Annotated in this window: 26 protein-coding genes and 1 tRNA gene; 4 read left to right on the top strand and 23 right to left on the bottom strand. The window is 61.2% G+C overall.

Going from position 1 to position 19,321, the window contains the following annotated elements:
• Nucleotides 1–17 precede the first annotated feature (17 nt).
• Entirely contained in the window at nt 18–1,631 is a 1,614-nt protein-coding gene (locus QN413_RS13530) for an AMP-binding protein (protein WP_323497206.1), read from the top strand.
• A complete protein-coding gene (locus QN413_RS13535; RefSeq protein WP_323497130.1) occupies nt 1,628–2,023 on the top strand; it encodes a RidA family protein in 396 nt (131 codons plus the stop codon). Before QN413_RS13530 ends, QN413_RS13535 begins: the two co-directional genes overlap by 4 nt.
• Nucleotides 2,024–2,200: 177 nt before the next feature.
• On the opposite strand, the gene QN413_RS13540 is transcribed toward QN413_RS13535, so the two are convergent.
• From QN413_RS13540 to rplN, 18 genes are all read right to left on the bottom strand, one after another.
• A tRNA-Met gene (locus QN413_RS13540) sits at nt 2,201–2,277 on the bottom strand.
• Nucleotides 2,278–2,295: 18 nt separating this feature from the next.
• Complete coding sequence (rplQ, locus tag QN413_RS13545) at nt 2,296–2,697, bottom strand: 50S ribosomal protein L17 (RefSeq protein WP_187054113.1); 402 nt, start codon at nt 2,695–2,697, stop codon at nt 2,296–2,298.
• A gap of 81 nt (nt 2,698–2,778) precedes the next feature.
• Nucleotides 2,779–3,768, bottom strand: coding sequence for a DNA-directed RNA polymerase subunit alpha (locus QN413_RS13550; protein WP_187054112.1), 990 nt, complete (start codon nt 3,766–3,768; stop codon nt 2,779–2,781).
• Between the two features lie 130 nt (nt 3,769–3,898).
• Nucleotides 3,899–4,522, bottom strand: coding sequence for a 30S ribosomal protein S4 (gene rpsD, locus QN413_RS13555; RefSeq protein ID WP_187054111.1), 624 nt, complete (start codon nt 4,520–4,522; stop codon nt 3,899–3,901).
• A 160-nt stretch (nt 4,523–4,682) separates the two neighbouring features.
• Nucleotides 4,683–5,087, bottom strand: a complete 405-nt coding sequence (rpsK, locus tag QN413_RS13560; protein ID WP_009124825.1) for a 30S ribosomal protein S11 — start codon at nt 5,085–5,087, stop codon at nt 4,683–4,685.
• Between the two features lie 12 nt (nt 5,088–5,099).
• Entirely contained in the window at nt 5,100–5,465 is a 366-nt protein-coding gene (gene rpsM / locus QN413_RS13565; protein ID WP_093243005.1) for a 30S ribosomal protein S13, read from the bottom strand.
• Between the two features lie 23 nt (nt 5,466–5,488).
• Nucleotides 5,489–5,602 (bottom strand): 50S ribosomal protein L36, encoded by a 114-nt coding sequence (gene rpmJ, locus QN413_RS13570; RefSeq protein ID WP_017760906.1) that lies wholly within the window; start codon nt 5,600–5,602, stop codon nt 5,489–5,491.
• A 63-nt stretch (nt 5,603–5,665) separates the two neighbouring features.
• The gene (gene secY / locus QN413_RS13575; RefSeq protein WP_187054110.1) at nt 5,666–6,979 is read right to left on the bottom strand and encodes a preprotein translocase subunit SecY; all 1,314 of its coding nucleotides are present in this window, start codon (nt 6,977–6,979) and stop codon (nt 5,666–5,668) included.
• A 29-nt stretch (nt 6,980–7,008) separates the two neighbouring features.
• Nucleotides 7,009–7,440 carry a 50S ribosomal protein L15 gene (rplO, locus tag QN413_RS13580; protein WP_323497131.1) on the bottom strand — a complete coding sequence of 144 codons (432 nt, stop codon included), beginning with the start codon at nt 7,438–7,440 and terminating at the stop codon, nt 7,009–7,011.
• 11 nt (nt 7,441–7,451) lie between these two features.
• Complete coding sequence (gene rpmD, locus QN413_RS13585; protein WP_187054108.1) at nt 7,452–7,637, bottom strand: 50S ribosomal protein L30; 186 nt, start codon at nt 7,635–7,637, stop codon at nt 7,452–7,454.
• 24 nt (nt 7,638–7,661) lie between these two features.
• The gene (rpsE, locus tag QN413_RS13590) at nt 7,662–8,180 is read right to left on the bottom strand and encodes a 30S ribosomal protein S5 (RefSeq protein WP_187054107.1); all 519 of its coding nucleotides are present in this window, start codon (nt 8,178–8,180) and stop codon (nt 7,662–7,664) included.
• 29 nt (nt 8,181–8,209) lie between these two features.
• Nucleotides 8,210–8,575 carry a 50S ribosomal protein L18 gene (rplR, locus tag QN413_RS13595; protein ID WP_187054852.1) on the bottom strand — a complete coding sequence of 122 codons (366 nt, stop codon included), beginning with the start codon at nt 8,573–8,575 and terminating at the stop codon, nt 8,210–8,212.
• Nucleotides 8,576–8,589: 14 nt separating this feature from the next.
• Entirely contained in the window at nt 8,590–9,123 is a 534-nt protein-coding gene (rplF, locus tag QN413_RS13600) for a 50S ribosomal protein L6 (protein ID WP_323497207.1), read from the bottom strand.
• Nucleotides 9,124–9,148: 25 nt separating this feature from the next.
• Nucleotides 9,149–9,544 (bottom strand): 30S ribosomal protein S8, encoded by a 396-nt coding sequence (rpsH, locus tag QN413_RS13605; RefSeq protein ID WP_187054106.1) that lies wholly within the window; start codon nt 9,542–9,544, stop codon nt 9,149–9,151.
• A gap of 20 nt (nt 9,545–9,564) precedes the next feature.
• On the bottom strand, nt 9,565–9,870 hold the full coding sequence (gene rpsN / locus QN413_RS13610; RefSeq protein WP_068630277.1) for a 30S ribosomal protein S14: 306 nt from the start codon (nt 9,868–9,870) through the stop codon (nt 9,565–9,567).
• A gap of 8 nt (nt 9,871–9,878) precedes the next feature.
• Nucleotides 9,879–10,418, bottom strand: coding sequence for a 50S ribosomal protein L5 (gene rplE / locus QN413_RS13615; RefSeq protein WP_187054105.1), 540 nt, complete (start codon nt 10,416–10,418; stop codon nt 9,879–9,881).
• 11 nt (nt 10,419–10,429) lie between these two features.
• Nucleotides 10,430–10,747: a 50S ribosomal protein L24 gene (gene rplX / locus QN413_RS13620; protein WP_187054104.1), complete on the bottom strand. Its 318-nt coding sequence runs from the start codon at nt 10,745–10,747 to the stop codon at nt 10,430–10,432.
• A gap of 13 nt (nt 10,748–10,760) precedes the next feature.
• A complete protein-coding gene (gene rplN, locus QN413_RS13625; RefSeq protein WP_187054103.1) occupies nt 10,761–11,129 on the bottom strand; it encodes a 50S ribosomal protein L14 in 369 nt (122 codons plus the stop codon).
• A gap of 211 nt (nt 11,130–11,340) precedes the next feature.
• On the opposite strand from rplN, the gene QN413_RS13630 reads away from it, so the two are divergent.
• Both QN413_RS13630 and proC read left to right on the top strand, forming a co-directional pair.
• A complete protein-coding gene (locus QN413_RS13630) occupies nt 11,341–12,552 on the top strand; it encodes an esterase-like activity of phytase family protein (RefSeq protein WP_323497132.1) in 1,212 nt (403 codons plus the stop codon).
• Nucleotides 12,549–13,406 carry a pyrroline-5-carboxylate reductase gene (gene proC, locus QN413_RS13635; RefSeq protein WP_323497133.1) on the top strand — a complete coding sequence of 286 codons (858 nt, stop codon included), beginning with the start codon at nt 12,549–12,551 and terminating at the stop codon, nt 13,404–13,406. Before QN413_RS13630 ends, proC begins: the two co-directional genes overlap by 4 nt.
• Nucleotides 13,407–13,442: 36 nt before the next feature.
• On the opposite strand, the gene ubiA is transcribed toward proC, so the two are convergent.
• The 5 genes from ubiA to QN413_RS13660 all read right to left on the bottom strand — a co-directional run bounded on the left by ubiA (nt 13,443) and on the right by QN413_RS13660 (nt 19,223).
• Entirely contained in the window at nt 13,443–14,306 is an 864-nt protein-coding gene (ubiA, locus tag QN413_RS13640; protein WP_323497134.1) for a 4-hydroxybenzoate octaprenyltransferase, read from the bottom strand.
• A gap of 87 nt (nt 14,307–14,393) precedes the next feature.
• Nucleotides 14,394–14,978 carry a DNA starvation/stationary phase protection protein gene (locus tag QN413_RS13645; RefSeq protein WP_323497135.1) on the bottom strand — a complete coding sequence of 195 codons (585 nt, stop codon included), beginning with the start codon at nt 14,976–14,978 and terminating at the stop codon, nt 14,394–14,396.
• 102 nt (nt 14,979–15,080) lie between these two features.
• On the bottom strand, nt 15,081–16,046 hold the full coding sequence (locus QN413_RS13650) for a LysR substrate-binding domain-containing protein (RefSeq protein ID WP_323497136.1): 966 nt from the start codon (nt 16,044–16,046) through the stop codon (nt 15,081–15,083).
• A gap of 43 nt (nt 16,047–16,089) precedes the next feature.
• On the bottom strand, nt 16,090–18,201 hold the full coding sequence (gene recG / locus QN413_RS13655; protein WP_323497137.1) for an ATP-dependent DNA helicase RecG: 2,112 nt from the start codon (nt 18,199–18,201) through the stop codon (nt 16,090–16,092).
• A 53-nt stretch (nt 18,202–18,254) separates the two neighbouring features.
• Nucleotides 18,255–19,223 (bottom strand): TIGR01777 family oxidoreductase, encoded by a 969-nt coding sequence (locus tag QN413_RS13660; RefSeq protein ID WP_323497138.1) that lies wholly within the window; start codon nt 19,221–19,223, stop codon nt 18,255–18,257.
• Nucleotides 19,224–19,321 lie beyond the last annotated feature (98 nt).

Raw genomic sequence — 19,321 nt, forward strand, 5'->3', positions numbered from 1 at the left:
TGGAGGCCCCTATGTCTTTGAGCGCGCAAGTGGATCGATTCGTGCACGACCGGCTACCGCCGGCTGAGCAATTGCCGATGTTTCGGTACGACTTACCCGAGTTGCAGTTGCCCGACCAGTTAAACCTGGTCGAGGAATTGCTCGACAAGGCAGCGGCCAAAGGCTTCGGCGACAAGCCGATGCTGCGTTCACCCCAGCAGACGCTGACGTATGCCGAGGCTGCAGTCGAGGTCAGCCGCATCGCACAGGTGCTGGTCGAAGACTTCGGACTGGTGCCGGGCAACCGCGTGCTACTGCGTGGTGGCAACTCGGTCGCGATGGCGCTGTCGTGGCTGGCCGTGGTGAAGGCCGGCATGATCGCCGTGGCCAGCATGCCGTTGCTGCGCGCCAAGGAATTAGGCGAAATCATCGACAAGTCACGTCCGGTGCTGGCGCTGTGCGACGGCAAGCTGATCGCTGAGCTGGAAACAGCACAGCGTGAACATCCGTCGCTGTTGACCATCGTTGCGTTCAACCTTCCGGACGATCCGGCTTCTTTGTCGTCGCTCGCTGCGGCCAAGAGCGGCGTATTCGCGGCGTGTCCGACGTCGGCGGACGATGTCGCGCTGTTGGCGTTTACGTCGGGCACGACAGGTAAGCCGAAGGCGCCGGTAACGACGCATCGCGACGTGCTCGCCATGTGCGAGACCTGGCCGCGGCATATCCTCAAGGCGCGCAGCGACGACATCGTGATCGGCTCGCCGCCGCTGGCATTCACCTTCGGGCTCGGCGGGCTGCTGGTGTATCCGATGTGGGCGGGCTCTTCTGTCTACTTTCACGATGCGCCATACACGCCAGAAGGCGTGGTCAAGCTGATCAACGAGATCGGCGCGACCATCTGCTATACGGCCCCGACTTTCTACCGGCAGATGGCACCGTTTGCAAAGCTGCAAGGCGTGCCGTCAATGCGCACCTGCGTAAGCGCCGGGGAAGCCTTGCCCGATGCGACGCGCCAACTCTGGAAAGACGCGACGGGCATCGAGATGCTCGACGGCATCGGTGGCACCGAGGTCTTCCACATTTATATTTCGGCGGCGAACCACGAGGTGCGGCGCGGCGCGATCGGCAAAGCCGTGCCCGGCTTCACCGCGAAGGTTGTGGACGATGAAGGCAACGAGGTGCTGCGCGGCACTGTCGGCAAGCTGGCGATCATCGGCCCGGTGGGTTGCCGCTACCTCGACGATGCGCGCCAGACCGAGTACGTGAAGAACGGCTGGAACTACCCCGGCGATGCGTTCATGCAGGACGACGACGGCTACTTTTTCTACCAGGCACGCGCCGACGACATGATCGTGACCGCCGGCTATAACGTCGGCGGCCCCGAGGTCGAAGACGCGCTGCTGAAACACCCAGCGGTTGCGGAGTGCGGCGTGGTCGGCAAGGCCGACGCCGACCGCGGAACCATCGTCAAGGCCTATTGCGTGTTGAAGCCGGGCGAGACCGGTGACGCGGCGCTCGTCAAGGCGCTGCAAGAACACGTCAAGGCGACCATTGCGCCGTATAAGTACCCGAGAGAGATCGAGTTCGTCGCGGTGCTGCCTCGCACCGAAACGGGCAAGCTCCAACGATTCCGACTCAGACAAACACCATGATCAAATTCCTTCAACCGCCGGGCTGGACGGCACCCAAAGGGTATGCAAATGGCATCGCTGCACGCGGCACGACCATTTTCGTTGGCGGCCAGATCGGCTGGAACGCGCAGCAGCAGTTCGAGAGCGACGACTTCATAGTCCAAACGGGTCAAGCACTGCGCAACGTCGCCGAGGTGCTCCGTGAAGCCGGTGCCGGGCCAGAACACATGGTTCGGATGACCTGGTACATCAGCGATCGCGACGAATACAACGCACGGCTCAGCGAGTTGGGGCCGGTGTATCGCGATGCGATGGGCCGCAACTTTCCGGCGATGACCTGTGTGCAGGTCGCCGCGCTGGTTGAAGCGCGAGCGAAAGTGGAAATCGAAGTGACTGCGGTTCTGCCGGACTGAACTGCACGCGGGCGTCTTCGGGCAGGGTAAACCGAGAGCGCCGCTAAGCTAAATCCACTGAGTCCACGGCGCAGATTGAATTCGACTGTGTTGCGAGCTCAGCGGATGACCTACCGTTTCTTGCCACCATGACCCAAAGAAAAAAAGCCCTTTGATTTCTCAAAGGGCTTTTTAAATTGGTTGCGCGAGCAAGATTTGAACTTGCGACCTTTGGGTTATGAGCCCAACGAGCTACCAGGCTGCTCCATCGCGCGGTAAGATGGAATTATAGCTTATTCAGCGGCGTTCTGCTCGGCAGACGCATCTTCTTTGATCTCTGGGCGATCGACCAACTCGACCAGCGCCATCGGTGCGTTGTCGCCGACGCGGAAACCCATTTTCAGGATACGCGTGTAGCCACCAGGACGCGTGTTGTAGCGCGGGCCAAGGTCGGCGAACAGCTTGACGACGCTGTTGCGATCGCGAAGACGGTCGAACGCAAGGCGCTTGTTCGCAAGCGTCGGCTTCTTGGCCAGCGTGATCATCGGCTCGATGACGCGACGCAGTTCTTTCGCCTTAGGCAGCGTGGTCTTGATGACCTCGTGCTCGATGAGCGAGTTCATCATGTTTTGCAGCATCGCAAGACGATGCGAGCTGGTGCGATTGAGTTTGCGGAGGCCGTGACCGTGGCGCATGGTGCTTTCCTTTACTTTATTAAAAAGACAGCCGTATCAGGTACTGCCCGTGCACTGAGCTTTTTGAAGGCTCGCTGAAAATTAACGCTTGTCGAGGCCGGCCGGCGGCCAGCTTTCGAGCTTCATACCCAAGGTCAGGCCGCGCGAAGCGAGGACTTCCTTGATCTCGTTGAGCGACTTGCGACCCAGATTCGGGGTCTTGAGCAACTCGTTTTCGGTACGCTGAATCAGGTCACCGATGTAGTAGATGTTCTCGGCCTTCAGGCAGTTCGCCGAACGCACTGTGAGCTCGAGTTCGTCGACCGGACGCAGCAGGATCGGATCGAACTGCTGTGCACTGCGCGGCGCTGGGGTGTCGAAAGCGGCAAGTTCGCCACCTTCGAGCTGTGCGAACACTGCGAGTTGTTCGACCAGGATCTTCGCAGAAGCGCGCACTGCGTCTTCAGCGGTGATCGCGCCGTTCGTTTCGATCTCGACAAGCAGCTTGTCAAGATCGGTGCGCTGTTCTACACGAGCGCTTTCGACGGTGTAGCTCACGCGTTTGACCGGCGAGAACGATGCGTCGAGCACGATGCGGCCAATCGACTTCGTCGGCTCATCCGCATAGCGGCGCATCGTTCCCGGAACGTAACCGCGGCCCTTTTCGACCTTGATCTGCATGTCGAGCTTGCCACCTTGCGACAGGTGCGCGATCACGTGATCCGGGTTGATGATTTCAACGTCGTGCGGCGTCTGAATGTCAGAAGCCAACACCGGGCCTTCGCCGTCCTTGCGCAGACTCAACGTGACTTCGTCGCGGTTGTGGAGCTTGAACACCACACCCTTGAGGTTCAGAAGGATGTTGACCACATCTTCCTGGACGCCATCGATCGACGAGTACTCATGCAACACGCCAGCGATCGTCACTTCGGTGGCCGAATAGCCGACCATGGACGACAACAGAACGCGGCGCAGCGCATTGCCGAGCGTGTGGCCGTAGCCCCGCTCGAAAGGTTCGAGAGTAACCTTGGCCTTGTTTGGCGCAAGTTGCTCGACCTGGATGGTTTTGGGTTTCAGCAGGGTGGTTTGCATGCAGACTTCCTCTCAATACCCCCGGTTCGTTACACCGGTAAGGCTGGTGAAGTGCCCTGTCGCGGTGCAGCGCGGAGGGAACAAAAAAATCACAAGGACGAGGCGGCGCAGCAGCCTCGTTATCGTCCGTTTAACGCGAATACAGTTCGACGATCAGCGATTCGTTGATGTCGGCTGCGAATTCGTCGCGGTCAGGGACCTTCTTGAAGGTGCCTTCGCCCTTGTCGGCGTTGACCTCGACCCAAGCCGGCATGCCGACTTGCTGAGCCAACTGCAACGCTTCGGCAATCCGGGTCTGCTTCTTCGACTTGTCTCGCACAGCAATCACGTCGCCGGTCTTGACCAGGTACGACGGGATGTTGACCGACTGGCCATTCACCGTGATCGCCTTGTGCGACACGAGTTGGCGTGCTTCAGCGCGGGTCGAGCCAAACCCCATGCGGTAGACAACGTTATCCAGCCGGCATTCCAGCAAGAACAGAAGATTGGCACCCGTGTTGCCGCGGCGGCGATCGGCTTCTTCGAAGTAGCGGCGAAACTGCTTTTCGAGCACGCCGTACATGCGCTTGACCTTCTGCTTCTCACGCAGTTGCAGACCGAAGTCCGAGGTGCGCTGACCCGAAGTGCGGCCGTGCTGGCCCGGCTTGGAATCGAACTTGGCCTTGTCTTGAATCGAACGGCGAGCGCTCTTCAGGAACAGGTCAGTGCCTTCACGGCGGGAAAGTTTGGCCTTGGGGCCGAGGTAGCGTGCCACGTGATTTCCTTTGTGTCATCTGCCGCAGCTTTGAACTGCGGGAGCCATCAGCGGCGTGCCGATGGCGGTGGGCTTGATAAAAACAAAATGCGCAGCCGCCGCGAGGCAGACTGCGCCGGGCGATGAAGCTGGAGTGCCTCAACGCCTGACCGCAAAGCGATCAGATCCGGCGACGCTTTTGAGGGCGGCAGCCGTTGTGCGGAACTGGCGTCACATCGGCAATGGAATTAATCCGGATGCCCAGCGCAGCCAAAGCGCGCACCGACGATTCGCGACCGGGACCAGGGCCCTTGATCTCGACGTCGAGGTTCTTGATACCTTGTTCGACAGCAGCACGGCCCGCCACTTCGGACGCGACCTGCGCGGCGAACGGTGTCGATTTGCGCGAGCCCTTGAAGCCTTGGCCACCCGACGAAGCCCACGACAGGGCGTTGCCCTGGCGATCGGTGATCGTGATGATGGTGTTGTTGAACGAGGCATGCACGTGAGCGATACCGTCCGCGACGTTCTTGCGAACCTTCTTGCGAACGCGCTGTGCGGCGTTGTTTGCAGGAGCTTTAGCCATGCTGGTCTATCCTTATTTCTTCAGGGACTGCGCGGCCTTGCGCGGACCCTTGCGGGTACGGGCATTGGTGCGCGTGCGCTGGCCGCGCATCGGCAGGCCGCGACGATGGCGGAAGCCACGATAGCAACCGATGTCCATCAATCGCTTGATGTTCATCGTGGTCTCGCGGCGCAGATCGCCTTCGATGGTGAAGAGCGCAATCTGATCGCGGATCTTTTCGAGATCGCCGTCGGTCAGATCTTTGATCTTCTTCGAATATTCGATACCGCTCGCTTCGCAGATTTGACGGGCGCGCGTGCGACCGATACCAAAAATGGCGGTCAGGCCGATTTCAGCGTGCTTGTGCGGTGGAATGTTAATGCCAGCAATACGTGCCATGTGCGTCCTCTAATACTCTTGGATCAACCCTGACGCTGCTTGTGGCGCGGGTCGGTACAAATCACACGCACCACGCCTTTACGGCGGATGACCTTGCAATTACGGCAGATGGGTTTGACCGAAGCCGAAACTCTCATTTGATTCTCCTAAAACTTTAAACCTGGCGCTCTAACGCCCGAACTCAATACTGAAACCCAGCGCTACGACGTCTTGAAGTTCGCCTTCTTGAGCAGCGATTCATACTGCTGAGACATCATGTAGTTCTGTACCTGGGCCATGAAGTCCATCGTGACGACCACGATGATCAACAGAGAGGTCCCACCGAAATAAAACGGCACGTTGTATTTCAGAATCAGGAACTCGGGCAGCAGGCAAACGAAGGTGATGTACACCGCGCCGGCCAACGTCAGGCGAACCAGAATCTTGTCGATATAGCGGGCCGTTTGATCACCCGGGCGGATGCCAGGAATGAAGGCGCCGCTTTTCTTGAGGTTGTCGGCCGTCTCGCGGCTGTTGAACACCAAGGCTGTGTAGAAGAAACAGAAGAACACGATTGCAGCGGCATACAGCAGCACGTAGATCGGCTCACCCGGACGCAGCGCGCCAGCCACATCCTTGATCCAACGGAAACCACCTTCACCGGTGCTCAACCAACCGACTACTGTTGCCGGAAGCAGAATGATTGACGAAGCAAAGATCGGCGGGATCACGCCGGCCATATTCAGTTTGAGCGGCAAGTGGGACGATTGGCCGCCGTAGACCTTGTTTCCAACCTGTCGGCGAGCGTAGTTCACAAGGATCTTGCGCTGACCACGCTCCACGAACACCACGAAGTAAGTAACACCCGCCACAACGGCGACGATGAACAAAGCAACGATCACGTTCATGGCGCCGGTACGAACCAGTTCAAGCAAGCCCCCGACCGCGTTCGGCAAACCCGCCGCAATGCCAGCAAAGATCAGGATCGAAATGCCGTTGCCCAGACCACGCTCGGTGATCTGCTCGCCGAGCCACATCAGGAACATCGAACCTGCCGTGAGACTCACCATCGCAGTGATGCGGAAACCGAAACCAGGTGCGATGACCAGGCCCGCAGACGATTCCAGCGCAACCGCAATGCTGAAAGACTGGAACATTGCGAGACCAAGCGCGCCATAACGCGTGTATTGAGTGATCTTGCGACGTCCCGATTCGCCTTCCTTCTTCATTTGCTCGAAGGTGGGGAGCACATATGTCATCAACTGCATGATGATCGACGCCGAAATGTACGGCATGATCCCCAGGGCGAACACGGTGAAGCGAGACAACGCACCGCCCGAGAACATGTTGAACAGGCTCAGGATGCCACCCTGCTGACCTTGAAACAACTGCGCCAACTGATCCGGATTGATGCCCGGAACAGGAATGTGCGCACCGACGCGATAGACCACGAGGGCGAGCAGCAAAAAGACGAGCCGACGACGGAGGTCGCCGAACTTGCCTGTTTTTGCGAGCGTTGCCGCGTTAGTTGCCACGAAGAGGTTCTTTCAGTCCGAAGAGGAAATCAGGCGACGCTGCCGCCGGCAGCTTCGATTGCAGCCTTGGCGCCAGCAGTAGCGCCCACGCCCGTCAGCTTGATAGCCTTGGTAAGTTCGCCGGTCTTGATGATCTTGACGACCTTGATCATCTGACTGACCAGACCTGCTTGCTTGAGCGCCAGCATGTCGACGTCGGCCAAGCCGAGCTGCTCGAGGGCAGTCAGCGTGACTTCAGCGTTGTACTTCAGCAGATGCGACTTGAAGCCGCGCTTAGGCAAGCGCCGTTGCAAAGGCATTTGACCGCCTTCGAAACCAACCTTGTGGAAGCCGCCTGCGCGTGACTTTTGACCTTTGTGACCGCGACCTGCGGTCTTGCCGATACCGGAGCCGATACCGCGACCAACGCGACGCTTTGCGTGCTTGGCGCCGGCGGCCGGCTTGATGCCATTGAGTTCCATATCAGTCTCTCTTACAGAACCTTGACCAGATAACTGATCTTGTTGATCATGCCGCGCACTGCGGGCGTATCTTGCAGCTCACTCACGCTGTTGATCTTGCGCAGGCCGAGGCCACGCACGGTAGCGCGATGCGATTCCTTGGTGCCGATCGGGCTCTTTACCAAGGTCACCTTGAGGGTTGTTTGTTGCGTCGTCATGGGAGTCTTCTGGTATCCCTTCGCTTACGCGAAGATTTCTTCGACGGTCAGGCCGCGCTTGGCAGCGACTTGCGATGCCGTGGTCGAGTTCTTCAGACCGTCGAGCGTGGCGCGAACCATGTTGTAGGGGTTTGACGACCCGTGGCTCTTGGCCACAATATCGGTGATGCCCAGGACTTCGAACACAGCGCGCATCGGGCCGCCAGCGATGATGCCGGTGCCCTTTGGGGCCGGAATCATGACAACCGATGCGGCGCCATGGTGACCGGTCACGCGATGATGCAATGTGCCGTTCTTGATCGAAATCTTGAATAGATTGCGACGCGCTTCTTCCATAGCCTTTTGAACTGCAGCCGGCACTTCCTTCGACTTGCCCTTGCCCATGCCGACCTTGCCGTCGCCATCACCGACCACGGTGAGTGCTGCGAAACCGAGGATCCGACCACCCTTCACCACTTTGGTGACGCGGTTGATCGCGATCATCTTCTCGCGCAGACCGTCTTCCGGTCCTTCGTTCTGGGTGCGTGCTTGAATCTTTGCCATCTTGAATTCCTTGAACTCGCTGCTTGCGCTTAGAACTGCAGGCCGGCTTCGCGTGCCGCTTCAGCCAGCGCCTTGACGCGGCCGTGGTACGCAAAACCTGCACGGTCGAAAGCGACCTTGTCAACGCCGGCCGCTTTCGCTTTCTCCGCGATGCGCTTGCCAACCGCGGTCGCGGCAGCGGCGTTGCCGCCCTTGCCTGCGCCGCCTAACGACGTGCGAACTTCGGCTTCGGCCGTCGATGCAGTCGCGATCACCTTGGAGCCGTCGTCGGAAATGACCGTGGCGTAGATGTGCAGGTTGGTGCGGTTCACCGTGAGACGGGCAACGCCCTGGGTCGCGATACGAATGCGGGTCTGGCGCGAGCGGCGCAGACGCTGTGCTTTTTTGGTCAACATCATTTTGCTGCCCCTTATTTCTTCTTGGTCTCTTTGATCACGATCTTCTCGTCCGAATACCGGATGCCCTTGCCCTTGTAAGGCTCAGGCGGACGAACAGCGCGGATCTCGGCGGCGATCTGGCCGACGCGTTGGCGATCGGCACCCTTGATCACGATTTCAGTCGGAGTCGCAGTGGTTACCGTAATGCCTTGGGGCATGTCGATATTGACCGGGTGCGAATAACCGACTTGCAGATTCAACTTGTTATTGGCTGCAGCGGCCTTGTAGCCGACACCGACCAAATTGAGCTTCTTTTCGAAGCCCTTGGTGACGCCGACAACCATGTTGTTGACCAGCTGACGCAACGTGCCGCTCATCGCATTCGCTTCACGCGAATCGTTGGCGGGTTCGAAATTGAGCTTGCCGTCATTGCTGACGACTTTGACCAACACATTGCGATGCAGGCTGAGCGTTCCGCCCGAGCCTTTGACGCTGATCTGGTCTTCCTTGATCGACACATCCACACCTGCGGGGATGGTGACCGGCATTTTTCCTACGCGGGACATTTTCAGTGACTCCTCGATGTCTCGGTTAGGCGACGTAGCACAGGACTTCGCCACCGACACCGGTAGCGCGCGCCTTGCGGTCGGTCATCACGCCCTGGGGGGTCGTGACGATGGCAACGCCGAGGCCGTTCTGGACTTGTGGAATGGCAGCGCTGCCCTTGTAGACGCGCAGGCCGGGACGGCTCACACGCTCGATGCGCTCGATGACCGGGCGACCAGCGTAATACTTCAAGGTGATGACCAGTTCGGACTTACCCGACTCGGTCTTGACCTCGAAACCATCGATATAGCCTTCGTCTTTCAGCACCTGTGCGATCGCGACCTTCACTTTGGAAGACGGAATCGACACATTGGGCTTCGCCACCATCTGCGCGTTACGGATACGCGTCAGCAGGTCGGCAATGGGATCACTCATGCTCATGTTGTTTGCTCCTGCCGGGCTTACCAGCTGGCCTTGGTGACACCGGGGATGTCGCCAGCGAAAGCCAGTTCACGGATCTTGGCGCGAGCCAGACCGAATTGACGGAACGTGCCGCGAGGACGACCGGTGATGGCGCAACGATTGCGTTGACGCGTAGGGTTCGCATTGCGCGGGAGCTTCTGCAGACCCAGACGGGCTGCGGCGCGCTCTTCGTCGCTCTTCTTGGCATCGTTTGCGATTGCCTTGAATTCCGCGTGCTTCGCAGCGTACTTGGCGACCAAGTTGTCGCGCTTGAGTTCGCGCTGGATCAAAGATTGTTTAGCCACGGTTCGCCTCAGTTCTTGAACGGGAAACGGAAACCAGCGAGAAGCGCCTTGGCTTCTTCGTCGGTCTTGGCCGTTGTCGTGATGCTGATGTTGAGACCGCGCAAGGCATCGACCTTGTCGTATTCGATCTCAGGAAAAATGATCTGCTCTTTGACGCCGATGTTGTAGTTGCCACGACCGTCGAAAGCACGGCCGGAAATGCCGCGGAAGTCGCGGACACGCGGCAGCGCCACGGTCACGAAACGGTCCAGGAACTCATACATCTGCACACCGCGCAGCGTGACCATGCAACCGATCGGCTGCATTTCTCGAATCTTGAATCCGGCGATGGCCTTCTTCGACTTGGTAACGACTGGCTTCTGGCCCGCGATCTTCGTCAGATCAGCGACAGCGTTGTCGAGAACCTTCTTATCGGCAACCGCTTCACCCACGCCCATGTTGAGCGTGATCTTGGTGATGCGCGGTACCTGCATCGGCGACTTGTAGCCGAACTTTTCGATCAAGTCTTTGGAGACTTTTTCGCGGAAGTGTTTTTGGAGACGTGCCATGTGAGTACCCCTTAGGCGATCTTGATTTCGTCGCCACTGGACTTGAAGACGCGAAAGCGCTTGCCGTCCGCGATCTTGATGCCCACACGATCGGCCTTGCCGGTCGCGGCATTGAAGATCGCCACGTTGGATTGGTGGATAGGCATAGTCTTTTCGACGATGCCACCGGTCGTACCCTTGAGCGGGTTCGGTTTGGTGTGCTTCTTGACGGTGTTGATGCCGTCGACGATCAGATGCGAGTCGTCCTTGCGCAACGAAACGACACCGCGCTTACCCTTGTCACGACCGGCCAACACGATAACCTGGTCGCCTTTGCGAATCTTGTTCATGGCGTTGTTGTCCTTACAGAACTTCAGGAGCCAGCGACACGATCTTCATGAACTTTTCGGTGCGCAACTCGCGCGTCACCGGTCCGAAGATGCGGGTGCCGATCGGCTCCAGCTTTGCGTTGAGCAACACGGCTGCGTTGCTGTCGAATTTGACGAGGGAACCATCGGCGCGCCGGATGCCCTTGGCAGTGCGAACCACGACCGCGCTGTAGATCTCGCCTTTTTTGACGCGACCACGCGGAGCGGCTTCCTTGATGCTGACCTTGATAACGTCGCCCACACTGGCGTAACGTCGCTTGGAGCCACCCAGCACCTTGATACACAGGACGGATTTCGCCCCTGTGTTGTCGGCTACTTCGAGCCTGGATTCAGCTTGGATCATTTCGAATAGTTCCCAACTTGTACCGATGCGAACCCGAAGGCGGATTCACTGCAGTCAGTCTTGGGCCCGTCGTCCGCACCCCGAACCACTCGAGGCACTTCCGCTGGGCAGAAGCTTCACTCGTTTAGAGCGAAGCCCGCGATTGTGCCACGCGTTCGACGGTGCGTCAACTGAGCTTGGCCGAAGGAAGCCAGAAACTAGACTGGCGTCTGTGCATACCAAGCAACACAACGACCCGCACAAAGCCATCCCGACGGCGATGACGCGTCGCCGCCTGCTTGCCATGCTGCTCTCGGCAACCCCAATCGTCTTCGGGTTGACTGGCTGTAACGGTTCGTCGAGCGTCCAGTGGACCGCCCGTCCGCTTTCACCCGTCCGCTTGCGCCTGCTCGCTGAAGCCCGTTGGCCGCACCGGATCCAAATAGCGGGCACGCCCTCGGGCGGCCTCTCAGGAATCGACTTCGACGCCGCGAACAGTGAGTACCTGCTATTGAGTGATGACCGATCGGATCTCGCGCCCGTTCGGTTCTATACGGCGCGATGGCGTGATCCAGCCACCGCGCCGCCCGAACCAGTTTCCGTCCTTTTCCTGCAGCGTCCGGGCAGCGGGCCGTGGCCAGGGCGCGCCAAGGCCGTCGAGGGCACGCCCGTTCCGGATCCGGAGTCCCTGAGGTTGCGTCCTGCGACAGGCACGATTCTTTGGTCGAGCGAAGGCGACGTGGCGCGCGGCTTCGGCCCGGCGCTTTATGAATCGACACGCGATGGCCGCTTCCTGCGCGAGTTCACGTTGCCTTCGATGTTCAAGGCCGATGCTTCCATGCGATGCGGACCACGCGACAACCTCGGGTTCGAAGGCCTTGCCCTGACGCCGGACGGCGGCCACGCCTGGCTGGCGATGGAAAACGCTCTGATAGAAGACGGGCCCGTGCCAACACTCGAAGCCCCCGGTGGGCCCTGCCGCTTCACGCAGATCGATCTCGCTTCGGGCCGCGCAACGCGACAGATCGCCTACATCCCTGACGCCATCCCGCAACGCCCTACCGTTCCGGGTGGCTTCGCGGACAACGGCGTCAGCGAGGTGCTGATGATCGATGCACATCGCATGCTGGTTCTGGAGAGGGCGTACGCGGTCGGCGTCGGCAATTCATTGCGTCTCTACGAGATCGACCCGAGCACCGCCAGCGACGTGCTGGCGCTCGATACTTTGACGCCATCCAACCATCGCCCAGCGAACAAGACGCTCGTCGCCGACTTTGCGACGCTAGGCCTTTCGCGCCTCGACAACAGTGAGGGCATGTGCTGGGGCCCGCCGCTGGCCAACGGGCACCGCACGCTGGTGGTCGTCAGCGACGACAATTTCAATCCGCTGCAAATTACCCAATTCGCCGCATTCGAATTCATCGACCGACCCATGACCACATGACCATCGCCGTCACCTTCCTGCCCCGCAACGCCGCCACACCACTCCCGCCGATCGCCTTCATCGGTGGCGGCAACATGGCGAGCGCCATCATCGGTGGCTTGATTCGCCAAGGCACGGTGGCCGGCACTTTCGAGGTGGTCGAGCCATTCGACGAGGCCCGAACGCGGCTTGCAAATGAGTTTGGCATCGCAGCTCTGACTGAAGCGGACCCTGCGCTCGCGCGCTGCGCCGTCGTCGTGTGGGCCGTCAAGCCGCAAACCTTTGCGGACGCGGCGAAACCGGTGCGCGCCTTCGCACCCGATGCGCTTCACCTCAGCGTCGCGGCGGGCATTACCTCGGACAGCATCGCGCGCTGGCTGGGCAGCGAGCGCATCGTGCGCGCCATGCCCAACACGCCAGCGCTCGTCGGCCAGGGCATGACCGGCCTCTTCGCCCGACCGGCAACGAGCAGCGAAGACCGCGCGCTGGTCGCACAGCTGCTGGCACCGACCGGCGAACTGCTCTGGGTCGACGCTGAAAGCGATCTCGACGCCGTGACGGCGATGTCCGGCTCGGGCCCGGCCTACGTCTTCTATTTCATCGAAGCAATGACAGAGGCGGGCATCGAGATGGGATTGCCTGCCGACCAGGCGCAGCGCCTAGCCATCGGCACCTTCACCGGCGCATCGGCGTTGGCCAAGAGCGCAACGGAGGCGCCGTCGGTGTTGCGACAGCGGGTGACGTCGAAGGGTGGAACGACTTACGCTGCCATTGCGTCGCTTGAAGCCGCTGACGTAAAAGCCCAGTTCAAGACCGCCATTCTTGCGGCGCAAAAACGCGCGGCAGAGTTGGGTGAAGAATTCGGCAAAGGCTGATTGCCGGCCGAAGCCAGCCTTTCGAGCGAAGCGCGCTCAGCGCAGGGCGTAGCAGGCAACGACCCCTGCGAACACAGTGAAGCCGAGCCAATGGTTCAGGCGAAACGCCTTGAAGCAGCCTTCGCGCGTGCGCGTGCGAACCAATCGCCAGTGCCAAACGGCTTGCGCGGCAGCCAGAACAATAGCGATGAAGAAGACCAGGCCCAGCCCGCGGCTCGCGCCCGCAATGGTCCACAGCAACAGAAAAGCCGCATAGCTCGCCACGACCGCAGCAACATCGAAGCGCCCAAAGGTGATGGCAGAGGTCTTCATGCCGATCTTCATGTCGTCGTCGCGGTCGACCATCGCGTATTCGGTGTCGTAGGCCAGCACCCAGAACAGATTGCCCACGAGCAGCAACACGACGAAGGGCGGCACTGCCGACTGCACTGCCGCGAACGCCATCGGGATGCCGAAGCTGAAAGCTATGCCGAGAACCGCCTGCGGGATCGAGACGAAGCGCTTGGCAAAGGGATACGCGAGCGTGATGGCGAGCGCCGCGAATGACCAGAGAACGGTCAGCCGATTGGTTGTGAGCACCAAAGCAAAAGCAAGCAGCGCCAGCACTGCTCCCAGCGTCAATGCTTCTCTCACCGACACCGCGCCGCTCGTCACCGGCCTCTGTGCGGTTCGCTTCACATGGCGATCGAAATCACGATCGGCCACGTCGTTGATGCAGCAGCCCGCGCTGCGCATCAGAAAAGTGCCGAGCACGAACACGATCAACAAGTGCCACCCCGGCCAACCATCGGCAGCGAACCAAAGCGCACCCAGCGTGGGCCAGAGCAGCAGCAACCAACCTGCAGGCCGATTCCAGCGAATCAGATCAAGGTAGACATGCCGCCCACTTAGCTTGCTCACTTCATGTAGCCGCTTCCCCGCACGAGGGGGCAACGCCAGCGGCCCGGCAAAGCCCGTTCCGTGGCGTTTCTCGAACAGGCCATCGCCTCAGTCTTCAAGCAGCGAACGCAGCATCCACGCCGTCTGGTCGTGCACGGTGCAGCGCGCGGTCAGCATGTCGGCGGTCGGGTCGTCGCCGGCTTCTTCGGCCACCGGAATGAACTCGCGCGCAATGCGCGAGACGGTTTCGTGGCCCTTGACCAGAATGCGCACCATCTCCATCGCCTTCGGCGGATGTTGCGGCACGTCGGGCACGGTGGCGATCTTGCTGAACTCGGCATACGAGCCCGGCGCGTAGTGGCCGAGTGCGCGGATGCGTTCTGCAATCACGTCAGTAGAATTCCAAAGTTCGGTGTACTGACCCATGAACATCGCGTGCAGTGAGTTGAAGTGCGGGCCGGTCACGTTCCAATGGAAATTGTGCGTCGTGAGATAGAGCGTGTAGGTGTCTGCCAGCACGCGGCTCAAACCCTCGGCTATGTCCGCGCGGTCTTGCCGTTCGATCCCGATGTTGATGATCGGCGCGTTGCGACTGCCCGACTCCGTCGACACCACCGTTCCGCCCTTCTTGGGCACCTTGCCGGACGCAGACACGGAGTTGGACGATTTCGCTTTTTTCAGATCTTTGGTCATGACGAAGTGATCTCTTTTCGATGTGAGTTCTAAATTAAGATTCTGTGAGCGGAGCGCTCGTACCGCAACAGCACGTCGCTATGGCAGCGATGGTCTGTGCCTTCAAGACAGCCGCTTCACACCCGGAAGCTCGCACGCATAGATCGCATTGCGCAGCGCCGCGATCGCCTCGTAGCGTGTGAAGCTGCGGCGCCATGCCAGCACCACGCGGCGCGTCGGCGGCTCGCGGCCTTCGCCATCGACGACCGGAAGGTAGCGCACCATCTGCTCGTTGTCTTTCTTGCCCTTGCCCCTGGGCTTGAGCGCCTCTGCTGGCACAGACAACCGCGGCACCAGCGTGACGCCCATACCGGAAGCCACCATGTGCTTGATGGTTTCCAGAGACGAGCCTTCGAAGCTCTTGCGGATGCCTTCGGCATTGCTCGAAAAGCGCGCGAACTCGGGGCAGACTTCCAGCACGTGATCGCGAAAGCAATGGCCAGTTCCGAGCAGCAGCATCGTCTCGTTGCGCAGTTCGTCGGAAGTGATCGAATCCTTCCCCGCTAGCTTGTGGTTGATCGGCAGTGCGGCCATGAAGGGCTCGTCGTACAGCGCGGCCATCGCCAGGCCGTTGTCCGGAAAAGGCTCGGCCATGATGGCGCAATCGATCTCGCCGGCGCGCAACATTTCGAGCAGCTTCACGGTGAAGTTTTCTTGCAGCATCAGCGGCATTTGCGGCGTGCGGGCGATTACTTGGCGCACCAGGTCGGGCAACAGGTAAGGGCCGATCGTGTAGATCACGCCGAGGTTCAATGCGCCGGCCAGCGGGTCTTTGCCTCGCTTGGCAATCTCCTTGATGCTGGCGGCCTGATCGAGCACGCTCTGCGCCTGCTGCACGATCTGCTCGCCCAGCGGTGTGACCGTGACCTCGCCAGCGCTGCGCTCGAACAGCTTCACTTCGAGTTCGTCCTCGAGCTTCTTGATGGCGACCGACAGCGTGGGCTGAGAGACGTAACAGGATTCGGCGGCCTTGCCGAAGTGGCGTTCGCGCGCCACTGCGACGATGTATTTGAGTTCGGTAAGGGTCATAGCTTCCGGCAATTATGCGCAGTCGCCCCGTAGGCTACCGACCTCATGCTTTGAGATATTCGGCTTTGGTGCCGAGCCAGCGGTCCACGTGCTTCTGCGCTAGCTCAGGGTGTCGATCCAGCATACGAGGAGCGAGATCTCGCGCCCAATCGAGCAGCAACGCGTCTGTTTCGAGATCGGCAAAGCGAAGCAGGGGCGCGCCTGATTGCTTCGCCCCGAGAAACTCGCCGGGTCCGCGGATCTCGAGGTCGCGACGTGCGATCTCGAAGCCGTCGCCGGTTTCCGCCATTGCCTTCAAGCGCGCGCGCGCCGCCTCGCCGACGCGGCCGCCTTCGTTCGGCGCGTAGAGCAAAACGCAGGCCGATGCCGCTGTGCCGCGACCGACCCGCCCGCGCAACTGGTGCAACTGCGACAGCCCAAAGCGCTCCGCGTGCTCGATCACCATCAGCGACGCATTCGGCACATCAACGCCGACTTCGATCACCGTCGTACTGACGAGCACCTGGATCTGATTGGCGGTGAAGGCAGCCATCACCGCCTGCTTGTCTGGCGTCGACATGCGCGAATGCAGCAGACCTACATGGACCGGCTGACCCAGCACGTCTGCCAACTCGTCGCGCGTTTCTGTCGCATTGCGCAAATCGACTGCTTCGCTTTCTTCGATCAACGGACAGACCCAGTAGACCTGCCGCCCTTGCGAAAGCTGCGCCTGAATGCGCGCGACGACTTCGTCGCGGCGGTGGTCCGCCACCAGCTTGGTGACGATGGGCGTGCGGCCCGGCGGCAGCTCATCGAGCGTGGACACATCGAGATCGGCAAAGTAACTCATCGCAAGCGTGCGCGGAATCGGCGTGGCGCTCATCATCAGCAAGTGGGGTTCGAGGTGCCCGACGGCCTTGCCGCGCAGCGCCAGCCGTTGCGCCACGCCGAAGCGATGCTGCTCGTCGATGATGGCCAGCGCCAGTCGCCTGAAGCGCACCTTCTCCGAGATAACGGCGTGCGTACCGATGACCAGCGCCGCCTCGCCGCTTTCCACCGCTGCCGACATGACGTCGCGCTCCTTCTTCTTCTGGCTGCCGGTCAGCCACGCCACGCGCAAACCGCGCTCCGCCAGCAAGGGATCGAGCCAGCCCACCAACTTGCCGAAGTGCTGCGACGCCAGGATCTCGGTCGGCGCCATCAGCGCGCATTGAAAGCCGGCGTCGATACAGCGTGCGGCGGCGAGTGCGGCCACCACCGTCTTGCCGGAGCCGACATCGCCCTGCAGCAACCGGTGCATCGGAATCGCTCGCTCCAGGTCGCGCGTGATCTCATCGCCGACACGCTCTTGCGCGCCAGTCAGGCCGAACGGCAGCACCACCATCAACTGCGCATGCAACGACGTGGCGGACGTCATCGACCGCAACGGCGGCGCCTGCTGCGCGGCCCGCTCGCGCCGTGCCTGCAACTGCGACAGCTGTTGTGCCAACAACTCTTCGGCCTTGATGCGCTGCCAGGCCGGATGACTTCGATCTTCCAGCGTTGCCATCGCCACGTCGGGCGTCGGGTAGTGCAGAAACGACAGCGCGCGGCGCAAGTCCCACACCTCTTGCGCATCGATCGAAATCCCGACGGACTCCGGCACGGTCTCGTCTAGCGCAACACGCGCGAGGCCCGATCTCACCTCGCGCCGCAGCACCGGTTGCGCGAGCCCGGCGACGGTCGAGTACACGGGCGTCAGCGCCTCGGGCAACGCCGTGCCGGCCGCCTTGACGGTCGGGTGCATCATGGTGCGGCCGAGGAACCCGCCGCGCATTTCGCCGCGCACCCGAACCCGCGCGCCGACCTCCAGCTGCTTTTGCTGTGATGGATAGAAGTTGAAGAAGCGCAGCTGGCAGGTGTCGCTGCCGTCGTCGATGTTCACGTGCAGCTGGCGGCGCGGACGAAACGCGACTTCGCTTTCGGTCACCACGCCTTCGACCTGCGCCAGGTCGCCTTCGCGCGTGTCGGCCAGCCGCACGATGCGGGTCTCGTCTTCGTAGCGCATCGGCAGGTAGAGCGCGAAGTCGATGTCGCGTACGAGGCCGAGCTTGCGCAGTGCGCGCTGGACGAGGCTGAGCCCGGCGCCAGGTGGCGCGGGTGGTCCGGCTGTAGCCGCGGGGGTCGCGACCGCCATACCCGCCGTCGCCGGCGCTGACTTGTTCTTCCGGAGCGACGCCTTGGGCACGGTCAGCAAAGATCCTGCAACGCGCTCAGCGCATCCGGGAAGCGAAAGCGGAAGCCGGTTCTCTCGAGGTTCGCCGGCACCACGCGCTGCCCTTCGAGCAGCACGTCCGCCTGCTCGCCCAGCGCCAGCCGGACCGGCCAGGCTGGGGTCGGCAGCCAGCAGGGCCGATGCAGAACCTGCGCCGCGGTACGCGCGAACGCCTCTTGCGAGAGGTGACCCGGCGCAGTGAAGTTATAGGCCTGCGGTGCCAGCGGGGCATCGGGCTGCGCCGCGACGCGCCACACGTGCGCCATGCCGCGAACAATGTCATGCACGTGAATCCACGACGTGCATTGCCGCCCTGTTCCCAACCGTCCACCGGCGCCGAGCCGGATCGGCGCAAGCAGTTTGGGCAGCGCCCCGCCATGACCCAGGACCAGACCGAACCGCAGACACGCCACGCGCACGCCATAGCGTGCCGCCGTGTGCGCTGCGGCCTCCCAGCGCTGGCACAAAAGCGACATGAAGATGTTTTGCGAAGGGCTCGACTCGGTCAGCTCGGCAGTGTCGTCTTGTGACTGCACCCCGTAATAGCCGATGGCCGATCCCGACAGCATCAGCCAAGGCTTGACCGCCCGCGTGCCGATCCACTCGACCAGCTTTTGCGTCAGCCCTTCACGACTGGCCAGCAACTCGGCTCGACGGTGTGTGGTCCAGCGCGGGCCGATGACGGGCGCGCCCGCCAGGTTGACGATCACATCGACGGCCGGCACGGGCGGGATTTCTTCGAGCCGCCGGACGCAGCGCACGCCCGTGCCGAAGAGCTCCGTGGCCGCCGCCGCATCGCGCGTCCAGACGCTGACCGAGTGCCCGTCGGCCTGCAGCGCCTCGATCAGCAGTCGACCGATGAACCCGGTCCCGCCGGTGACCAGCACATGGGCGGGACCTGTGCCGAAACGAACCGGCGCCGCGAAGTCGGGTGAAGAGATCATCCGATCGATTCTGCCGCCTGAACAAGATTTGAGTTTGGGAACCAGTGGCGTTGAATCGGGGGTGGGACAATCCGTCCTGATTTTTCCTCGGCACACTC

It is taken from the genome of Variovorax sp. LG9.2, assembly GCF_035018885.1.
Lineage (GTDB): Bacteria > Pseudomonadota > Gammaproteobacteria > Burkholderiales > Burkholderiaceae_C > Variovorax.